At 43.0% G+C, this 16,477-nt stretch carries 17 protein-coding genes and 4 tRNA genes; 8 read left to right on the top strand and 13 right to left on the bottom strand.

The window, feature by feature from the left end:
- Positions 1-122 precede the first annotated feature (122 nt).
- Positions 123-1,973: a DUF885 family protein gene (locus HQQ92_RS05080; RefSeq protein ID WP_173243638.1), complete on the top strand. Its 1,851-nt coding sequence runs from the start codon at positions 123-125 to the stop codon at positions 1,971-1,973.
- 656 nt (positions 1,974-2,629) lie between these two features.
- On the opposite strand, the gene HQQ92_RS05075 is transcribed toward HQQ92_RS05080, so the two are convergent.
- The 5 genes from HQQ92_RS05075 to trmB form a co-directional block, all read right to left on the bottom strand.
- Positions 2,630-3,571, bottom strand: a complete 942-nt coding sequence (locus HQQ92_RS05075) for a LysR family transcriptional regulator (protein WP_006082526.1) — start codon at positions 3,569-3,571, stop codon at positions 2,630-2,632.
- A 466-nt stretch (positions 3,572-4,037) separates the two neighbouring features.
- Positions 4,038-4,859 carry a YggN family protein gene (locus tag HQQ92_RS05070; protein WP_173243634.1) on the bottom strand — a complete coding sequence of 274 codons (822 nt, stop codon included), beginning with the start codon at positions 4,857-4,859 and terminating at the stop codon, positions 4,038-4,040.
- 182 nt (positions 4,860-5,041) lie between these two features.
- Positions 5,042-5,956, bottom strand: a complete 915-nt coding sequence (glsB, locus tag HQQ92_RS05065) for a glutaminase B (RefSeq protein ID WP_028761292.1) — start codon at positions 5,954-5,956, stop codon at positions 5,042-5,044.
- Positions 5,956-6,282 carry a YggL family protein gene (locus HQQ92_RS05060; protein WP_028761293.1) on the bottom strand — a complete coding sequence of 109 codons (327 nt, stop codon included), beginning with the start codon at positions 6,280-6,282 and terminating at the stop codon, positions 5,956-5,958. Before HQQ92_RS05060 ends, glsB begins: the two co-directional genes overlap by 1 nt.
- Before the next feature lie 48 nt (positions 6,283-6,330).
- Entirely contained in the window at positions 6,331-7,047 is a 717-nt protein-coding gene (gene trmB, locus HQQ92_RS05055) for a tRNA (guanosine(46)-N7)-methyltransferase TrmB (RefSeq protein ID WP_173243631.1), read from the bottom strand.
- Between the two features lie 200 nt (positions 7,048-7,247).
- Here trmB and mutY point away from each other — a divergent pair, with 200 nt between their 5' ends.
- The gene (gene mutY, locus HQQ92_RS05050) at positions 7,248-8,339 is read left to right on the top strand and encodes an A/G-specific adenine glycosylase (protein WP_173243627.1); all 1,092 of its coding nucleotides are present in this window, start codon (positions 7,248-7,250) and stop codon (positions 8,337-8,339) included.
- 2 nt (positions 8,340-8,341) lie between these two features.
- Entirely contained in the window at positions 8,342-8,620 is a 279-nt protein-coding gene (locus HQQ92_RS05045) for an oxidative damage protection protein (RefSeq protein WP_011788659.1), read from the top strand.
- 86 nt (positions 8,621-8,706) lie between these two features.
- Here the strand turns inward: HQQ92_RS05045 and HQQ92_RS05040 are convergent, their stop codons facing one another.
- On the bottom strand, positions 8,707-9,282 hold the full coding sequence (locus HQQ92_RS05040) for a YceI family protein (protein WP_173243624.1): 576 nt from the start codon (positions 9,280-9,282) through the stop codon (positions 8,707-8,709).
- 4 nt (positions 9,283-9,286) lie between these two features.
- Entirely contained in the window at positions 9,287-9,838 is a 552-nt protein-coding gene (locus HQQ92_RS05035) for a cytochrome b (protein ID WP_173243621.1), read from the bottom strand.
- A gap of 389 nt (positions 9,839-10,227) precedes the next feature.
- Between HQQ92_RS05035 and HQQ92_RS05030 the strand changes: the two genes are divergently transcribed.
- The 4 genes from HQQ92_RS05030 (at position 10,228) to HQQ92_RS05015 (ending at position 11,456) form a co-directional block, all read left to right on the top strand.
- Positions 10,228-10,303, top strand: a tRNA-Phe gene (locus tag HQQ92_RS05030).
- 34 nt (positions 10,304-10,337) lie between these two features.
- Positions 10,338-10,413: transfer RNA gene (locus HQQ92_RS05025), tRNA-Thr, on the top strand.
- Positions 10,414-11,260: 847 nt separating this feature from the next.
- Positions 11,261-11,336 (top strand) — tRNA-Phe (locus tag HQQ92_RS05020).
- A gap of 44 nt (positions 11,337-11,380) precedes the next feature.
- Positions 11,381-11,456 (top strand) — tRNA-Thr (locus HQQ92_RS05015).
- Between the two features lie 566 nt (positions 11,457-12,022).
- Here HQQ92_RS05015 and HQQ92_RS05010 read toward each other — a convergent pair.
- Positions 12,023-12,208: a hypothetical protein gene (locus HQQ92_RS05010; protein WP_105251863.1), complete on the bottom strand. Its 186-nt coding sequence runs from the start codon at positions 12,206-12,208 to the stop codon at positions 12,023-12,025.
- Between the two features lie 153 nt (positions 12,209-12,361).
- On the opposite strand from HQQ92_RS05010, the gene HQQ92_RS05005 reads away from it, so the two are divergent.
- Complete coding sequence (locus HQQ92_RS05005; RefSeq protein WP_105251862.1) at positions 12,362-12,706, top strand: DUF3634 family protein; 345 nt, start codon at positions 12,362-12,364, stop codon at positions 12,704-12,706.
- 83 nt (positions 12,707-12,789) lie between these two features.
- Here the strand turns inward: HQQ92_RS05005 and HQQ92_RS05000 are convergent, their stop codons facing one another.
- The 5 genes from HQQ92_RS05000 to HQQ92_RS04980 all read right to left on the bottom strand — a co-directional run bounded on the left by HQQ92_RS05000 (position 12,790) and on the right by HQQ92_RS04980 (position 16,477).
- The gene (locus HQQ92_RS05000) at positions 12,790-13,017 is read right to left on the bottom strand and encodes a hypothetical protein (RefSeq protein WP_131523646.1); all 228 of its coding nucleotides are present in this window, start codon (positions 13,015-13,017) and stop codon (positions 12,790-12,792) included.
- Between the two features lie 270 nt (positions 13,018-13,287).
- Complete coding sequence (locus HQQ92_RS04995) at positions 13,288-13,833, bottom strand: DUF3833 domain-containing protein (protein ID WP_105251860.1); 546 nt, start codon at positions 13,831-13,833, stop codon at positions 13,288-13,290.
- Positions 13,821-14,435 carry a chalcone isomerase family protein gene (locus HQQ92_RS04990; protein ID WP_173243619.1) on the bottom strand — a complete coding sequence of 205 codons (615 nt, stop codon included), beginning with the start codon at positions 14,433-14,435 and terminating at the stop codon, positions 13,821-13,823. The genes HQQ92_RS04995 and HQQ92_RS04990 overlap by 13 nt, the downstream gene beginning before the upstream one ends.
- Before the next feature lie 94 nt (positions 14,436-14,529).
- Complete coding sequence (locus HQQ92_RS04985; protein ID WP_173243616.1) at positions 14,530-15,111, bottom strand: DUF2878 domain-containing protein; 582 nt, start codon at positions 15,109-15,111, stop codon at positions 14,530-14,532.
- 91 nt (positions 15,112-15,202) lie between these two features.
- A complete protein-coding gene (locus HQQ92_RS04980) occupies positions 15,203-16,477 on the bottom strand; it encodes a cyclopropane-fatty-acyl-phospholipid synthase family protein (protein ID WP_173243613.1) in 1,275 nt (424 codons plus the stop codon).

Raw genomic sequence — 16,477 nt, 5'->3', positions numbered from 1 at the left:
GTGTTAGTTACAAATAGTGTCGTTTAATACTATTACTGCTAACACATTTTCTAACACTAATATCCATACATTCTTGTTCCGCTTCTTTAGTATTGATGCAAATCAATCTAGGAAGCCTGATCATGCCAATAAAAACTAAAATCAGCTTAGTCGCACTGACCCTTTCAGCTCTGCTGACCATTCCCGCGTATGCAGCATCAACTGCGCCAGCCTTACACAGTGCAAGCGAACCTGTGAATGCAGTAGCACAAACCGAGTCAGAAAAAGCCAATGCTCTGTTCGAAACCATCTTCATGGAAAACATTATGGCGAGTCCCATTTCGCAGACCTATATGGGGATCAAGCAAGACTATGATAAATGGGATGAACTAGGTGATGCCGCCGATGATAAAACCTTAGATCGCACAAAAAAACAACTGGCGCGGGTCAATCAGATTGATGCGGCCAAACTCGATCCACAAACTCATCTTAGCCTCACGTTACTGAAGCAAAATCTGCAAAATGACATCGAAGATGACCAATGGCGCTATCATAATTACCCTGTGAATCAGATGTATGGCGGCCACTCTATGATCGCCTCCTTCTTGATTAACCAACATCAAATCACAGATGTCAGCGATGCTAAGGCCTATATCAGTCGCTTGAATGGCGTTCCCAAACGCTTAAGTCAATTACAGACAGTATTAGCCGTTCGCGCAGATAAAGGCATTATCGCGCCTAAGTTTGTATTCGCTTATGTGATTTCAGACAGCCAAAACATTATCAAAGGTGCGCCTTTTGATAAGGGCGACGATAGCGCGCTACTCGCAGATTTTCGCCGTAAAGTGAACGCATTAGCGATTCAAGAGACAGAGAAGCAAGCACTGCTTCAACAAGCTGAACAAGCACTAGTAACTCAAGTCGAGCCCGCCTATAACAAACTCATCAGTTACGTAAAAACCTTAGCAGCCAAAGCTGATGACCGCGATGGTGCGTGGAAACTCCCTAACGGAGTCGCCTATTACAATAATGCCTTGGCACGAACGACCACGACAAACATGAGCGCCGATCAAATCCATGACTTAGGTCTTTCTGAGGTGGAACGTATTCATAATGAAATGCGTGCCATCATGAAGAAAGTCAATTTTAAAGGCGATTTGCAGCAATTCTTTAGCTTTATGCGTGACGATCCCCAGTTCTACTACCCCAATACCGCCGAAGGCAAAGCCGCCTATTTAGCTGAGGCGACTAAGTTCATCGACAATATGAAGTCGCGCTTGGATGAAGTGTTCAAAGTAAAACCTAAGGCCGCCATGGTAGTGAAGCAGGTTGAAGCCTTTAGGGAAAAATCCGCGGGTAAAGCCTTCTATGAACAACCGGCACCGGATGGTTCGCGTCCAGGTAGCTACTATGCAAACCTATATGACATGAAAGCCATGCCAAAATACCAAATGGAGGCGCTGGCCTACCACGAAGGTATTCCGGGTCACCATATGCAGATAGCCATTTCCCAAGAACTGCAAAATATTCCTAAGTTCCGTAAGTTTGGGGGCTATACCGCGTATATTGAGGGCTGGGGTTTATATAGCGAATCTTTCCCGAAAGAAATGGGACTCTACGCCGATCCATATTCTGACTTTGGTCGCCTAGCAATGGAGTTGTGGCGTGCCTGTCGCTTAGTCGTTGATACTGGTATCCACGCTAAAAAGTGGACCCGCGAGCAAGGCATAACCTATTACGTGGACAATACGCCAAATGCTAAATCAGATGCGGTGAAAATGGTTGAACGCCATATCGTTATGCCATCGCAAGCGACAGCCTATAAAGTCGGTATGATTAAACTACTAGAGCTAAGACATAAAGCAGAGCAACAGCTTGGCAGTCAATTTGATATCCGCGACTTCCATACGCTAGTACTTGCTAACGGCGCATTACCACTGGATGTGTTAGAGCAACAAGTCGATCTCTGGATAGCCAGTAAGAAGCAGGCCTAATGCCTTAATGCTTAGCCGTGAAGCACTGTTAACTTGCTTCACGACTAAAGCGACATAAGTGAAAGTCTTAAGCTGCGCCCAATAAAAAAGCCACTCGAAAGTGGCTTTTTTATTGGTACCATTATCCCGTTAGATAACGGAACCCTTCTCACTGTGGGTCACTATATTTGTTGCATTAATATATGCTTTAGCACTCGCCTTCACATCATTTAACACACAGTTGCGACTTTAGGGTACAGGGAGACAAAACTTGTGCTCAAGGCTGCAAACCATCAATAAAAAAATTACCTCAGCGATAAGGCTGAGGTAAACCAAAAACTAGGATGATGGTTTAAAGAGCCAACATTGTTTTAGTTCTCAAACTTCTGTTGGCTGTGATCCAAAACTGCATTAACGCCGACCTGTATACAAAAATTGAAAGGGGTCATTTCCAATAAACGTATAGGACTCAGATCATTCCGAATCAACTGTTACCATTGTATTCAATTAAGAACAGAGTTCAAGGATGTTATAAAAAAGTGCTTTAGTAACCCCTAAAAAACCATCAACAAATGTACTCATCAACTCAATCTAAAGTATTGATTTTAAATGGCCAGAAAAGTACCTGCCCAATTTAAAACCACATAAGACTGCTTTTGAGAACAATGTTTCCTATTTTACTGACGTTTACTGAATAATTCGACATAGGGAGCATCCCAATACGGTGGCGTCCCTATGTGATCTTTGATGAATTCGATAAAAGAACTGACCTTAGGTGCTAAGTGCTTACGACGGGGATAAACCGCCTGCAATGGCAGATGGTGAGTCAATTGCCAATCCTTCAGTAAAGGCACTAATGTCCCTTTGGCAATTTCATCCTCCATCAGATAACTCGCAAGATACACAACTCCAAGACCACTGATTGCAGCAGATTTTAATGCAGGCGCATTATCCACCCTGAAATTACCCGATACGCCAATTTCACAGTAGTCATCACCCTTCTTAAATTGCCACATGCTGTGCTCGTGCCACTCGCCTTGATAGACCAAACAGTTGTGGTCAACTAGCTGCTCAGGTCGAGTTGGCTCGCCATGTTGAGCAATATAGCCAGGCGAAGCAACTAACAGGAATTGGCACTTCATCAGAGGTCTAGCAACCATGCCAAGCGGTAATTGCTCAGACATAGTTAACAGTAAGTCTAAGCCTTCGCTCACGACATCCACTTTATGGTCCAGTAAGCTCACTTGTAGCTCAAGCTCAGGATGTTTTGCCATAAAAGATGGCAACGCAGGAATGATATGCATCACCCCAAAGGATTGGGAAATTCCCACCTTAAGCACGCCGCGGGTCGCATCATTTAAGTTATGCACGCTGGCTATCGCTTGTTCAGCGTCACGCAGCAGTTCTTCACCTTGCAGATACAGCAAATGCCCTGCTTCAGTCAGACTTAAGCTGCGGGTGGTACGTTGAATTAATTGAACACCAAGTCTATGTTCAAGATCGGCGACTTGTGTACTGACCTTAGACTTAGAGATCCCAAGCCTTCTTGCGGCGGCACTAAAACTACCTGCTCTGGCCACATGAGTAAAAATCGCAATAGGTTCTAACAGTTCTAACATGGAAGTCGCCTTAAGCTGTTTACGACAATGATATTAACTTTCGGTGAGCAGCTATGGTTAGCGTAATCATCGCTTAAAAATAACCATAGCATTGATATCTCGCATCAAAATGATATAACGCAGAGATTTAGACCGAAAAAGTCCACTAAAGTAGGGGGTTATATCTGACTGATATGCCAGCTTTTAATTATATTTTAAGAGTATACCAAATATTCGTCTCTAGACTGTAACATTCCGAACTAAATCGCTGCAAGCCTAGCCTATTAAGCCACATCAACTTAGCCATAAGGGTTGTAGCCACGATTAAACCGTAGCCAATAAAAAAGCCCCTAGTCGATAAATTGACTAGGGGCGTAGCATTCAAGTTTGACTCATGCACAAGGAGATAGAAGTTATTGCAGTTAAAACTAAGGGCTATTCGCAAGGATTATTTACAAGAACTATTTGCAAGAACTATTTGCAAGAACTATTCACGCAGTTCCTTGGTTGAGTTTTGTGTCAACACATAAGGCGCGAGTTCTGGCACTTCTTGGCGCAATTGATTTTCAAGCACTAACAGATTTTCAAATCGGTCGCACAAACGGTCAGCCTTAGCTTCTAATCCCTTAGATTGGCTCTCAATTTGTTGCTCAACATCTTGGCCTAAATTGTCCATTTTTTTGGAGAAGGCATCCATCTTGGCTTCAAAATTTTCACCGCCACCAGACATGATTTGGCCACCTAAGTTCATCATAATTGCGCCAATTGAATTCTGGACAATTTGTTCCATTTCCTGCTCGAATTCATCGTTAAATGTACTTTGCATCGAGTCTTCAGTCGCCCCTAAATAGAAGCTATCACCATTCTTATAAGCCACTGAATCAACCCGTTTTTGAACGCCAGCCATCATTTCATCAAATTTTGCACCAGCGGCATCACCCATTAAAGGTGTTAAGGCCATACCAACCGCTTTGGAAGCAAGAGATACTGCCTCATTCACCAGTTCAATCACTTCTGGCACTTGAGTCGAAACTTCATCGGCATATTGAGTAACCAATTTTTTCTGCTTGTCGGTTAAGTTAACTTGCTTACCTTCCACGAATAACTTGTCAACTTCGATACGATACTTTTCTGTGCCCTTCTCGCTCATGACTAATTTTTTAGGCTCGACCATAACGTCATAATTTAAGGAGACTTCACAGCGCTCATCTATTTTTGGCTCTGTTTGTGCTTGCGCCAGCTGTACGCTAGATGCTCCTAAAATCACGCCAGATAATGCAAATCCAGTTAATAACTTATTTAATTTCATTTTTGTTCGTCCTTTAATCTGAATAATTCGATAAACCTAAACTACTGAATAGCTTATAGCATGAGACGTGCCAATTTTATAACAATATGATTATGTTGAATTTTGAAAGTTAGCACTAAAAGGTCATTAGCGAAATTCGCTAACATTTAGTCTGATAGTGCTAATAAAAACGTGAGGTAAAGCTAGAAAATAGAACGGCCGAGACGCTGACTTAGATGCTCAAGCATCGCAGTGCCCGCAAGTGAGTTGCCATTATTATCGAGTTCTGGCGACCATACACAAATCGACAGTTCTCCAGGGATCACGGCAATAATACCACCACCGACGCCACTTTTACCTGGCATACCAACACGATAAGCAAACTCACCCGCACCATCGTATAAGCCAGAGGTTGCCAACAGAGCGTTAAGTTGTCGAGTTTGCACTTGAGAGATAAGCTCAGACCCTGTGATACTTTTGCCGCGATTAGCCAAATACAACATGGCCTTAGACAAGTCAGCACAATTCATCTTCAAGGCGCAATAATGAAAATAGGTGCGCAGCACAGTATCAACATCACCTTGAAAATTACCAAAGGACTTCATCAAATAAGCGATAGCCGCATTGCGCGCACTATGCTGATATTCTGAATCTGCTACTTGTTTATCGAAACACACTTTATCGTTTTGGCTTAGTTGCCTGACTAACTCAAGCATTCTGTGTTTAGGTGCGCCTAAACGGCTCTGCAATAAGTCAGCAATCACTAACGCGCCAGCATTGATAAAGGGATTACGCGGCTTGCCACGTTCTAACTCGACTTGTACTAAAGAGTTGAATGAATGGCCCGAAGGTTCTTTACCAACACGGCTCCAGATTTCGGCTTCTTCATATAAAGTTAACGCTAAGGTTAAGCTGAAAACTTTGGAGATACTTTGAATCGAAAACGGCTCAAGGTAATCGCCCGCACCTAAAGTTTCACCGTCAACAGTCGTGACGGCAATGCCTAATTTGCCAGCATCAACGCTGGCCAGTGCGGGGATATAATTTGCAACCTTTCCTTGGCCGAGCAAGGGTCGAACTTTCTCGACCACTTCCTCAAGTAATGCCAACTCGGGCATTAACCCCACCAAATGTCGTACAGTTCGCTAACTTCAACCTGAGACACTTTTTGGGTCGCCCAGAATGCCTTAACTGCAGCAATATCTTCTTCGGTACATTTCCCAATCGTTTGAGTGGCGATAATGCCTTCCCATTCGATGTGGCCGCCGCCATGGAAACCTAATTTACGGGTTTCGATCACTTCATCGATGAATTTATCTACAGTTGCATCGATATCGGCTTCAGATACTGATGCATCAAAAGTCCAAGCCATATCGAAACCTAACTCTTGGAATTCATCAACGCGCATTTTCTTACGTAAACGACGGCTACGATTAGTTGCCATAGTGATTTTCCCTTTTGTGTTTAAAATTAGCTAAAATTGAGTTCGTGATTAAGCGATACGCTCAAACATCAGATCCCATACACCGTGACCCAGTCTATGGCCGCGGGCTTCAAACTTTGTCAATGGACGATGATCAGGACGCGGCACAACACTGCCGTCGGCCGACTGGTTTTGATAACCCGGAGCGGCTTGCATCACCTCTAACATATGCTCGCTGTACTCTTCCCAGTCAGTTGCCATATGGAACACACCGCCAATTTTTAGCTTGCGACGAATAAGTTCGGCAAATTCAGCTTGTACGATGCGGCGTTTATGGTGACGTTTTTTATGCCAAGGATCTGGGAAGAACAATTGCACTCGGGCTAATGAACCGTCAGCAATCGCATGTTCTAATACTTCCATGGCATCGTGATGATACACACGTAAATTAGTCACACCAGCAATGGCGGCATCACTGAGGCAAGAGCCTACACCCGGTTTATGTACTTCAATACCAATGAAATTTTGCTCTGGTGCCTCTTTAGCCATTTGTACTAAAGAGGCGCCCATGCCAAAGCCAATTTCCAACACAGTATCAGCTTCACGACCAAAAACGTCGCTTAGTACCAATGGCACTGGGTTGTAATCTAAACCCATTGTTGGCCACTGGCTTTCAATAGCGTGTGCTTGGCCTTTGGTTAGGCGACCTTCTCTCAGGACAAAGCTTCTGATCTTGCGCAGATACTTGCCTTCTTCATTAAATTCAGCGGTAGTGACTTCGCTCATTTTTGCCTCGTCTAGTGGACAACACCATCATAAAAGAAGGGCATTATCCAAAGTTCAACATACAGTGCAAGCACTAATGGGGCGAAAGTATACCAAGATTATTTAAGAGTGCGAATTTAGCAGCGATTTTTAGCTTTAGATCCCTTGCCAACTTATCTTTGACGCTTGTCTAAGAAGATAACTGCCGCTACACTGCGCCGATGAAATCTACAGCCTCCTTCGCTACACGTATCGTCTCTTGGTACGACAATCACGGTCGTAAAACCCTCCCTTGGCAGCAAGATAAAACTCCATATCGCGTATGGGTTTCTGAAATTATGCTGCAACAAACTCAGGTTGCGACTGTTATTCCCTATTATCTTAAATTTATGGCGCGTTTTCCCGATGTGTTAGCACTTGCTAACGCGCCAGACGATGAGGTATTACATCATTGGACCGGTCTTGGCTATTACGCTAGGGCGCGTAATCTGCATAAAGCAGCCAAAATAATCCGCGATGATTATCAGGGATTATTTCCAACACATTTTGAACAAGTGCTCGCCCTACCTGGCATCGGCCGCTCGACGGCAGGCGCAGTATTGTCATTGTCACTTGGGCAACATCACCCCATTCTCGATGGCAACGTAAAACGTGTATTAGCAAGACATGGGGCAATCGCAGGTTGGCCAGGGCAAAAGACGGTTGAAGAGCAACTTTGGCAACTGACGGATGCCTTCACACCGCAGCAAGATATTCAGAAATATAATCAAGCCATGATGGATATCGGCGCCAGTATTTGCACTCGTAGCAAACCTAACTGTGCCGCTTGCCCTGTAGCGATTGATTGCAAAGCTCAACTGATTGGCAGACAAACCGATTTCCCTGGCAAAAAACCTAAAAAAACCATACCAACCAAAGCGGCGTGGATGTTAGTGATGATGCAAGACAACCAAGTCTTTTTAGCTAAACGTCCGCCAGCGGGAATTTGGGGCGGACTCTGGTGTTTCCCTGAATTCGCTACCCAAGCCGCCCTTGAAACTCATCTTGAAGAGCAAGGGTTTGATGCGCAGCAACTCGAATGGTTAACTGGCTTTAGGCACACATTTAGCCACTTTCATTTAGATATTCAGCCCATGATGCTTAATCTAGATAAAGCCCTCGGCAATAAAGAGAGCGTGGGCGCTGTCATGGAACAAAACCAGTCTCTCTGGTATAACATAAGTCATCCTTCCAAAGTGGGACTCGCCGCCGCCACCGAGCGCGTGCTAGCCAATTTGGGATCACTCGTTCAATCCGCAGTCAGTAAGGAATAATCATGGCGCGTACAGTCAATTGCGTATATTTAAATAAAGAAGCCGACGGCCTAGACTTTCAACTGTATCCAGGTGATTTAGGTAAGCGCATTTTTGATAACATCAGCAAAGAAGCTTGGGGCCTATGGCAAAAAAAGCAAACCATGCTGATCAACGAGAAAAAACTCAACATGATGAATGTTGATGATCGTAAATTTCTTGAAGAACAAATGACCTCTTTCCTATTTGAAGGTAAAGATGTTGAAATTGAAGGTTTTGTACCAGAAAAAGACCAAGATTAATTCTGGTAGTTAGTCGGCCCTAAGTATAAAGCTTACAAAAAAGCGCCTTTCGGCGCTTTTTGTTTATCTAATGGCAGAATAAAGAGTTACTTACGCACGCCTTCAACCACTAGATCTAACTCAACATGGCTAGATGCTGGACCTAAATCCATCTTGATACCGAAATCTTTCATCGCAAAGGTGGTTGTGCCCGTAAAACCGGCACGGTAGCCCCCCCAAGGATCCTGACCTTCACCCACAGCATGGGCCCTGATCGCTAATGGTTTAGTCACACCATTTAAAGTTAAGTTGCCGTTAATCACTAAATCGCCATTTCCTTTATCTTCCACCGAAGTAGATGCAAAGGTCGCTTTAGCGAATTTGCCAGTATTAAGGAAATCTTCACCGCGAATATGTTTGTCACGCTCAGCATGGTTTGAATCGACACTTAATGTATTCACAGTGACATTCACTTTCATCGCAGTTGGTTTAGCCGCATCGTAGCTAAAATCGCCGCTAAAATCATTAAAACGCCCCACCACATAGCTATAACCTAAGTGATTCACTTTAAATGTAATAGAAGCGTGAGCGCCTTCATGATCAATCACATAGTCAGCAGCTGAAGCCGCCACAGGAGCCAATAGAGATACACCAATCAGTGCGCTTAACAGTTGCTTTTTCATTGTATTATCCTCGTTTCAATTTAATCATTCTAAGTAGGGTGGCGTCTTTATCGATAAAGTGATGTTTTAATGCGCCCACGGCGTGAATAACGACCAGCGAGATCAAACTGTAAGCCGCATATTGGTGAATATCACCCGCGATATCAGCTTGGTTTTCAAACAAAAGTCCCAATCCTGGTAGTTCAAACCAATCAAACACCCAGATACCACGGCCATCTGCGGTTGAGATTAAAATGCCAGCAGTCATGATGACAAAGAGCAAGATATAAATAATAAAATGCGCCAAATGTGCGGCCGTCTTTTCCCACGGTTTATGACTCGCCTCAGGTACAAGCTTGGGATTAACTAAGCGCCATACCAAACGAAATATTGTCGCAGCCAATAACAGAATCCCAATACTTTTATGTAGATGCGGCGCAGTCTTGTACCAAGTACTGTAGTAGGTTAACTCCACCATCCACACACCGACTGCAAATAACCCAATCACGACGAACGCACTCAACCAATGGGTCACAATGGCGGTAATTCCATAAGCAAACTGACTATTTCGAAACATACTGCGACTCCGTACTCGCGTTTTCTTCATGCTATCCATGAAATAATATTCATTATCATAAATCTAAATTTAAAAACTAAAATCAGTAAAAATCGCTTATATCTTTCTAAATTTTAGAAAGTAAGCCAAAAATCATGATCTGTGAGCACAAAGCTATAGTAAACATCAGTATCCCTCTGACTTGAAAAATACAGCCAACGAGTGAAATTGAGCTGAATTCGCAAAATAAGAGATAAAAAACACCCAAGATGTGCATTAAACAGCCGAACGAGTGATTTATCAGGAAAAAGCACTTGCAGAGGTCAAACACCCTAGCTAATATAGCCGCACTTCGAACGATACGGCTTAGCCAACGAGTTCAAAGTAGTTAACTAACGCTTAGTTTAGTTGCCCGAATAGCTCAGTCGGTAGAGCAGAGGATTGAAAATCCTCGTGTCCCTGGTTCGATTCCGGGTTCGGGCACCATTATTCTTTAGTAAAAATTGCAGTAAAGATTTAAGCCGGCATAGCTCAGTTGGTAGAGCAACTGACTTGTAATCAGTAGGTCCCGAGTTCGACTCTTGGTGCCGGCACCATATAAAACAATGAAGCCACTCAATGAGTGGTTTTTTTGTATCTGAAATTTGAATAATAACCAACAAAGTCTGTGGTCAATCGCAACTGACTTACTCTTGATAATACCAGTAGGTCCCGAGTTCGACTCTTGGTGCCGGCACCATATAAAGCAACGAAGCCACTCATTGAGTAGCTTTTTGTAACTGAAATTTGAATAATAACCAACAAAGTCTGTGATCAATCGCAACTGACTTACTCTTGATAATACTAGTAGGTCCCGAGTTCGACTCTTGGTGCCGGCACCATATAAAACAATGAAGCCACTCAATGAGTGGCTTTTTTGTATCTGAAATTTGAATAAAAACTCACAAAGTCTGTGGCCAATCGCAACTGACTTACTCTTGATAATATCAGTAGGTCCCGAGTTAGACTCTTGGTGCCGCTGGCACTATATAAAACAATGAAGCCACTCGCTTACTCTTAGTTGCTCCGCTTAGTTACACCCCATAAATATCAGCCAGCCATCAATCAAAGCTCAACAATACCCACTGCGCCCCACTGCCACTTGCTTGCAACAGATGAGCTTAAACCTTAATTTTTCTCTCCAAAATAGAAGATAAATAAATGAGGAAGTTAGGATAAACAGCCAAAAGGAACACCTACTGGCGTTAAAGTGCTGAAACTTTCAGCGGTAAAATAAGGGTAAAACGAAAGAATCAAATAAATAAGCGCATTTTGTTTAATAGTTAATCAGTCACTTAAAAAGGGCTTGCACAGCTAAAGCGAGCACTATATTATACGCGCACTTCGAACGAACAAGGTCTTCACGACTTAGTTCAAAGTAGTTAACTAACGCTTAGTTTAGTTGCCCGAATAGCTCAGTCGGTAGAGCAGAGGATTGAAAATCCTCGTGTCCCTGGTTCGATTCCGGGTTCGGGCACCAATTTTAAGGTAATGAATTCGATTGGGTTTATTACTGTGCTTTACGCCGGCATAGCTCAGTTGGTAGAGCAACTGACTTGTAATCAGTAGGTCCCGAGTTCGACTCTTGGTGCCGGCACCATATAAACAATGAAGCCACACAGTGAGTGGCTTTTTTGTATCTGAAATTTGAAGTGTTCAGTACAAAGCGCAACTGACTTACTCTCGATAATTCCAGCAGGTCCCGAGTTCGACTCTTGGTGCCGGCACCATATAAACAACGAAGCCACTCAATGAGTGGCTTTTTTGTATCTGAAATTTGAAGTGTTCAGTACAAAGCGCAACTGACTTACTCTCGATAATTCCAGCAGGTCCCGAGTTCGACTCTTGGTGCCGGCACCATATAAACAACGAAGCCACTCAATGAGTGGCTTTTTTGTATCTGTTTTTTGTATCTGAAATTTGAAGTGTTTCAAAGCAAAACACAACGAACTTCCCTCAATAATAACAATAGCACCCTCAATACTGGCACAATAAACGTTCAAATCGAGCGTTAAGATAATTTATTGACTTCATGCAACAGACAATCACTTAATCCTTTACCCCTATAAATGATAGTTTTATATTCGCCATATAAAAAAGCCACTCATTATTGAGTGGCTTTGCGTTCTTATACAAACTATCTAGTTCCAAATGACTCAATCGTGCTTATTTGATGAGCTCGAGTGGCATAGGCCTATCACCTGCTTGAACTTGATGTTGAACATGGCGCCACCCTTGAGTGAGCTCACTTAGATGTGCTTTTCTCTCGGGGAAATGTGTAGCAAGTTTTTCGATAACATCGATTTGCTTCTTACACAATAATGACCAACGATCTGCATTTGATAAGTACATGGCGTTTTCCTTAACTGAGGGGTTACTTTTCCTTAGCCAGTTAAGTCTAGGCTGGAATCATTTTATTGCCAATTCAAAATTGCGCGTTAGCGCACTGTTAAAACAACTAACTCGGGAGTATCTTGGTTCTATAAACATAAGATAGGAGACGTTATGACAGCCGATATTTTCAAACTCATTTTTGTCGCTATTGGTATATTTCTCGTTTACAAACTGATATTTGGTGGCAAGAAAGGTCTGACTATTTTTGAAATGCATTTTAAAGATGGCCGTATGACTCAGCATAAGGGCAAGATCCCCGAACGATTCGAACGGGAATGCCGCCAAATCGCTAAAACAGAAAAACTGACTTGTACTGTTAGGGCTGAAAAATCAGGAGATGTACGCTTACACATTTCTGCCAACGTGAGTGACAATGTAAAGCAAAGGATTCGTAATCTGTTTCCGTTTGAATATTATGACAAAAAATCGATAGATAACAGTCGTCAAGCGGGTTAGTTCTTCGCCTCTCCCCTAGCAACCTTAATACTTGCTATTAATAGTTAAATATTGAGGTTGAAGTGAGTTCCTAAGGCATTTTCTTATTTAAACTTAACTGGATACCTAGGTTTTAGAAAATCGGATTCTAACTGACCGTCTTTTCTCGCATCTCGAATACGACGTTCATTATCTTGCACCATAGGATCGCTTGCGGGTTGATGAGGATCGACTTGTTTCTCAGAATGATCCTCAAACTTAAAGTCAAAAGATGAACAAGCAGTTAACGACAGACTAAAAAATACTCCCCATAAAACAACGTGTTTATTCATCGACTACCCCCTATCTATTTAGACTTAGACTTAGACTTAAGCTCAGATTAATTAAATTTAAACAATGGGTTGCAATAACCTTACCCCCATATATCACTTATGCCACTAGCAAAAATGCCTAGCTGCAACTTTGGTTTGACTTCAACACTTTAATGCAGAAAAAAGGGGGTTATTAGCCAAGCTATACTGTTTAAGCCAATTTAAGTCTTAATCAACAGAGTTAATCCAAGACAAACTGGGGTAAGCCAACTTAACTAAAAATTGCTGAGACTATTTTTGAATAACTAAAGTGACTTTAGCAACTGTGATGCCAAACTTAATAATATCACTCTGATTTATAATGGTATTATCATTCACTAAGAACATCCAATCGTCGAAATGAACTTGATATTCCTCACCATCCACAGGCAATAACATATCGTATTTCCAACGTAGCGCACTGCCGCTAGATTGGCCATCGGCAGTCCCGATAATGTCACCTGCAGTTCCTGAGTATCGCCCTTCCCCTAGTGCCTTAATGCGCCACACACGAGTTTGAGTTTCACCATCATCATACACAAACCATTCATTAATGACCCCCTCACTTCCCTGCCAACTGGCTTCCATAATGACATTGAATTTGCGGATTACTTTGCCACTAAAATCTTGTACGACCCCAGAGGCTTTTAATGGTCCATTAAAAAATGACTCCAAAACCAATGTAGGATGAGTATCTTTATAATCAGTCACTTCCACCGATGAACAACTCGACAACAGCCCTATCATTATTAAACCTAAAAATAACTTTCGGCCGACAAGCCGTTTCAACAATCGCATGGTTTTTCTCCGAGTAATTGCGCCCGTAAACTCGGACGGCTAGTGGCTTTCGATAACCAAATCGCTAAAAATGCCTCAGCAAAATTAGCATCATGGATAATGTCGAGTGGTTGATGATTAAAGAAAAACTGACTCGTTTGTCCATCTATCACCTTAAAACTTAAATGATCGCCCTGCTTCACATCGGGCCAAGTCGCATTTAATAAACCCAACCAACGTTGGATATCATTTTCGGCAAACGCTAGATGCTTCCATTGATCTTTTGTCGCTTCGAGCAAATCCTCTGACTCAATATCTCGATAATATTCAATATCTAACAGCAGAGGATATTGCCCCTGTTGATAACGGCCATTTACCGTCATCAGTCTCGCCTTATACAAACTAAACCACAGCCAATCCATTTCTCCGCGGCCCACTTCCTGAAAAGTCTGCGTCACATCGGCGGCATCATTAAGTTCGATAGTAATATTTTCAAAATCAGGCGTTTTCGCCTCTAACGCTTTTAAAGGTGCGGCCAATAAACTAAGGGCCAATAGACTTAAGCAGCTTGAATTCAAAAATGAAAAACCAAGATTTGGGCTACGATTACGAACTGACGACATGGGATACCCCTTTTACTGCATGATGTCTTACAACAGGTACTTAACTAAAAACGGCATAATGACTTAACCGCGATCAATTCCTACAACTCAATAATTAACGCCCAAATACAGTAAAAGAACGCGCTTTAGTGCTTCGATTAAATCCATAGGGATTAGCAAGTTGGATTAAAAATGGCAGCAAGACTAGCCAAACCAAAAATAACACCACAGCAGAAATGACATTACCATAGGGCAAACTCACGGCATTAAATTGTGCGCCAGCCAAATAGCTTAACCCACCAAATATGCCCCCGAGTAACGCCTGAAATATCAGCGGTAAAGGTCGCATAAAGGCCAAACTATGATTCAGAGTCAAAGCAAAATGCAGCCACAGGCAACCAAGCCACCAAGGGAAAAGAGCAAACTCAAACACCCCTAAAACAGAGAGTACGGTATCTACGCCTATTCCTAAGGCTGCAACCTTTAGCATCAATAGCAAATCCACTTTGCGATACTCGGGCTTACTTAAGGAAGCTAGCAGGATAAAGTGAAATAATAACAAAGGGATAGTTAACAACAGTGAGGTGTTAAGCCAAAGTACGCTAGACCACCACACAGCCTGAAAACTCAAGGCGTTATAGAGAATAAAGCCCTGATGTTTAAAAGGAACCCGAGAGTTAGCTAACATGGACTTCATCTTTGCCTCACTTTTATCTTGCTGCAAACAAAGCGGCTCATTCCAACGAAAATGGTTATTTCTACTAAAGTGACTGCTTAATCAAAACAAATTACGTCGCATTAGGGCTATGGCTTGGGAGATGATGGCTAGCAATGCGATAGTCCGGACGCACAGCCACTAAATGCACAGTGCTTGTGGTACGTTCTAAAAATCCACCTTCACAATAACTTAGGTAAAATTTCCACATCCGAATAAAATCATCGCCATAACCTAAAGCTTGAATTTCGCCTATCGCATGATCAAAATTCTCATGCCAATGTTTTAAGGTTTTAGCGTAATCGAGCCCCATATCATTGAGCGACCAGACCACCATGTCTGTCTGTTTGGCAATGTGACCGACCATTTGGCTCACTGAGGGTAAGCAGCCACCGGGGAAAATATAACGCTGAATAAAATCCACACTTTTGCGATAGCTGTCATAACGTTGATCGGCAATCGTTATCGCCTGTAGCAGCATGCGCCCATTGGGTTTTAACAATGTTTCCAGCTTTTTAAAGAAGCCTGGCAAATACTCATGCCCTACCGCTTCAATCATCTCGATAGAAACAACCCTGTCGTATTCCCCAGTGAGATTGCGATAGTCCTCTGTCAGCAGCGTCACTTTATCGCTTAGCTCTTCGCGTTCGACACGGGCTTTGGTATAGGCGTATTGCGCATCTGAAATCGTTGTTGTTGTCACGTGCACGCCATAATGCTTAGCCGCATAAATAGCCAGCGCGCCCCAGCCAGTACCAATCTCAAGCAAGGTTTGACCCGGCTGTAAATCCAGCCGCTCACAAATAGTCATCAGCTTAAACAACTGCGCTTCCTGCAAACTGGCTTCCTCATGGGGATAAAGCGCGCTCGAATACAACATTTCACGGTCGAGGAATTGCTCATACATAGCATTACCCAAATCATAGTGGGCGAGAATATTACGCTTTGAGCCCTCTTGAGAATTGCGATTCAGCACATGCTTCACACGGTTTATCGTGCCAGTTAACCAAGAGAATTTGGCTTCAATCTTATCGAGTAAGGCTAAATTACGGGCAAACAGTTGTACGACTTTGGTGAGATCAGGGCTCGTCCAATGGCCTTGAATATAACCTTCACCCGCACCAATGGAGCCTGAAAGCATTATTTGACGATAAAAACTCGGGTGTTTAACCACAAGCGTAGCGTGCAAGTCGGTATGACTCTCACCAAAACGATAACTCTTGTCGCCCTCAACCAAGGTCAAGCAGCCATGTGGGAGACTTTCCAGCGCCTTAAGCAAGACTTTACGCGCAATACTGTCGGGCAGTTTCCCTGTGGTGACTGAGGTTTGCGAAGCCGTATTTTCCAT

It is taken from the genome of Shewanella sp. DC2-4 (assembly GCF_013248875.1).
Classification (GTDB): domain Bacteria; phylum Pseudomonadota; class Gammaproteobacteria; order Enterobacterales; family Shewanellaceae; genus Shewanella; species Shewanella oncorhynchi.
This window is presented reverse-complemented; position numbering and strand designations above follow the sequence as displayed.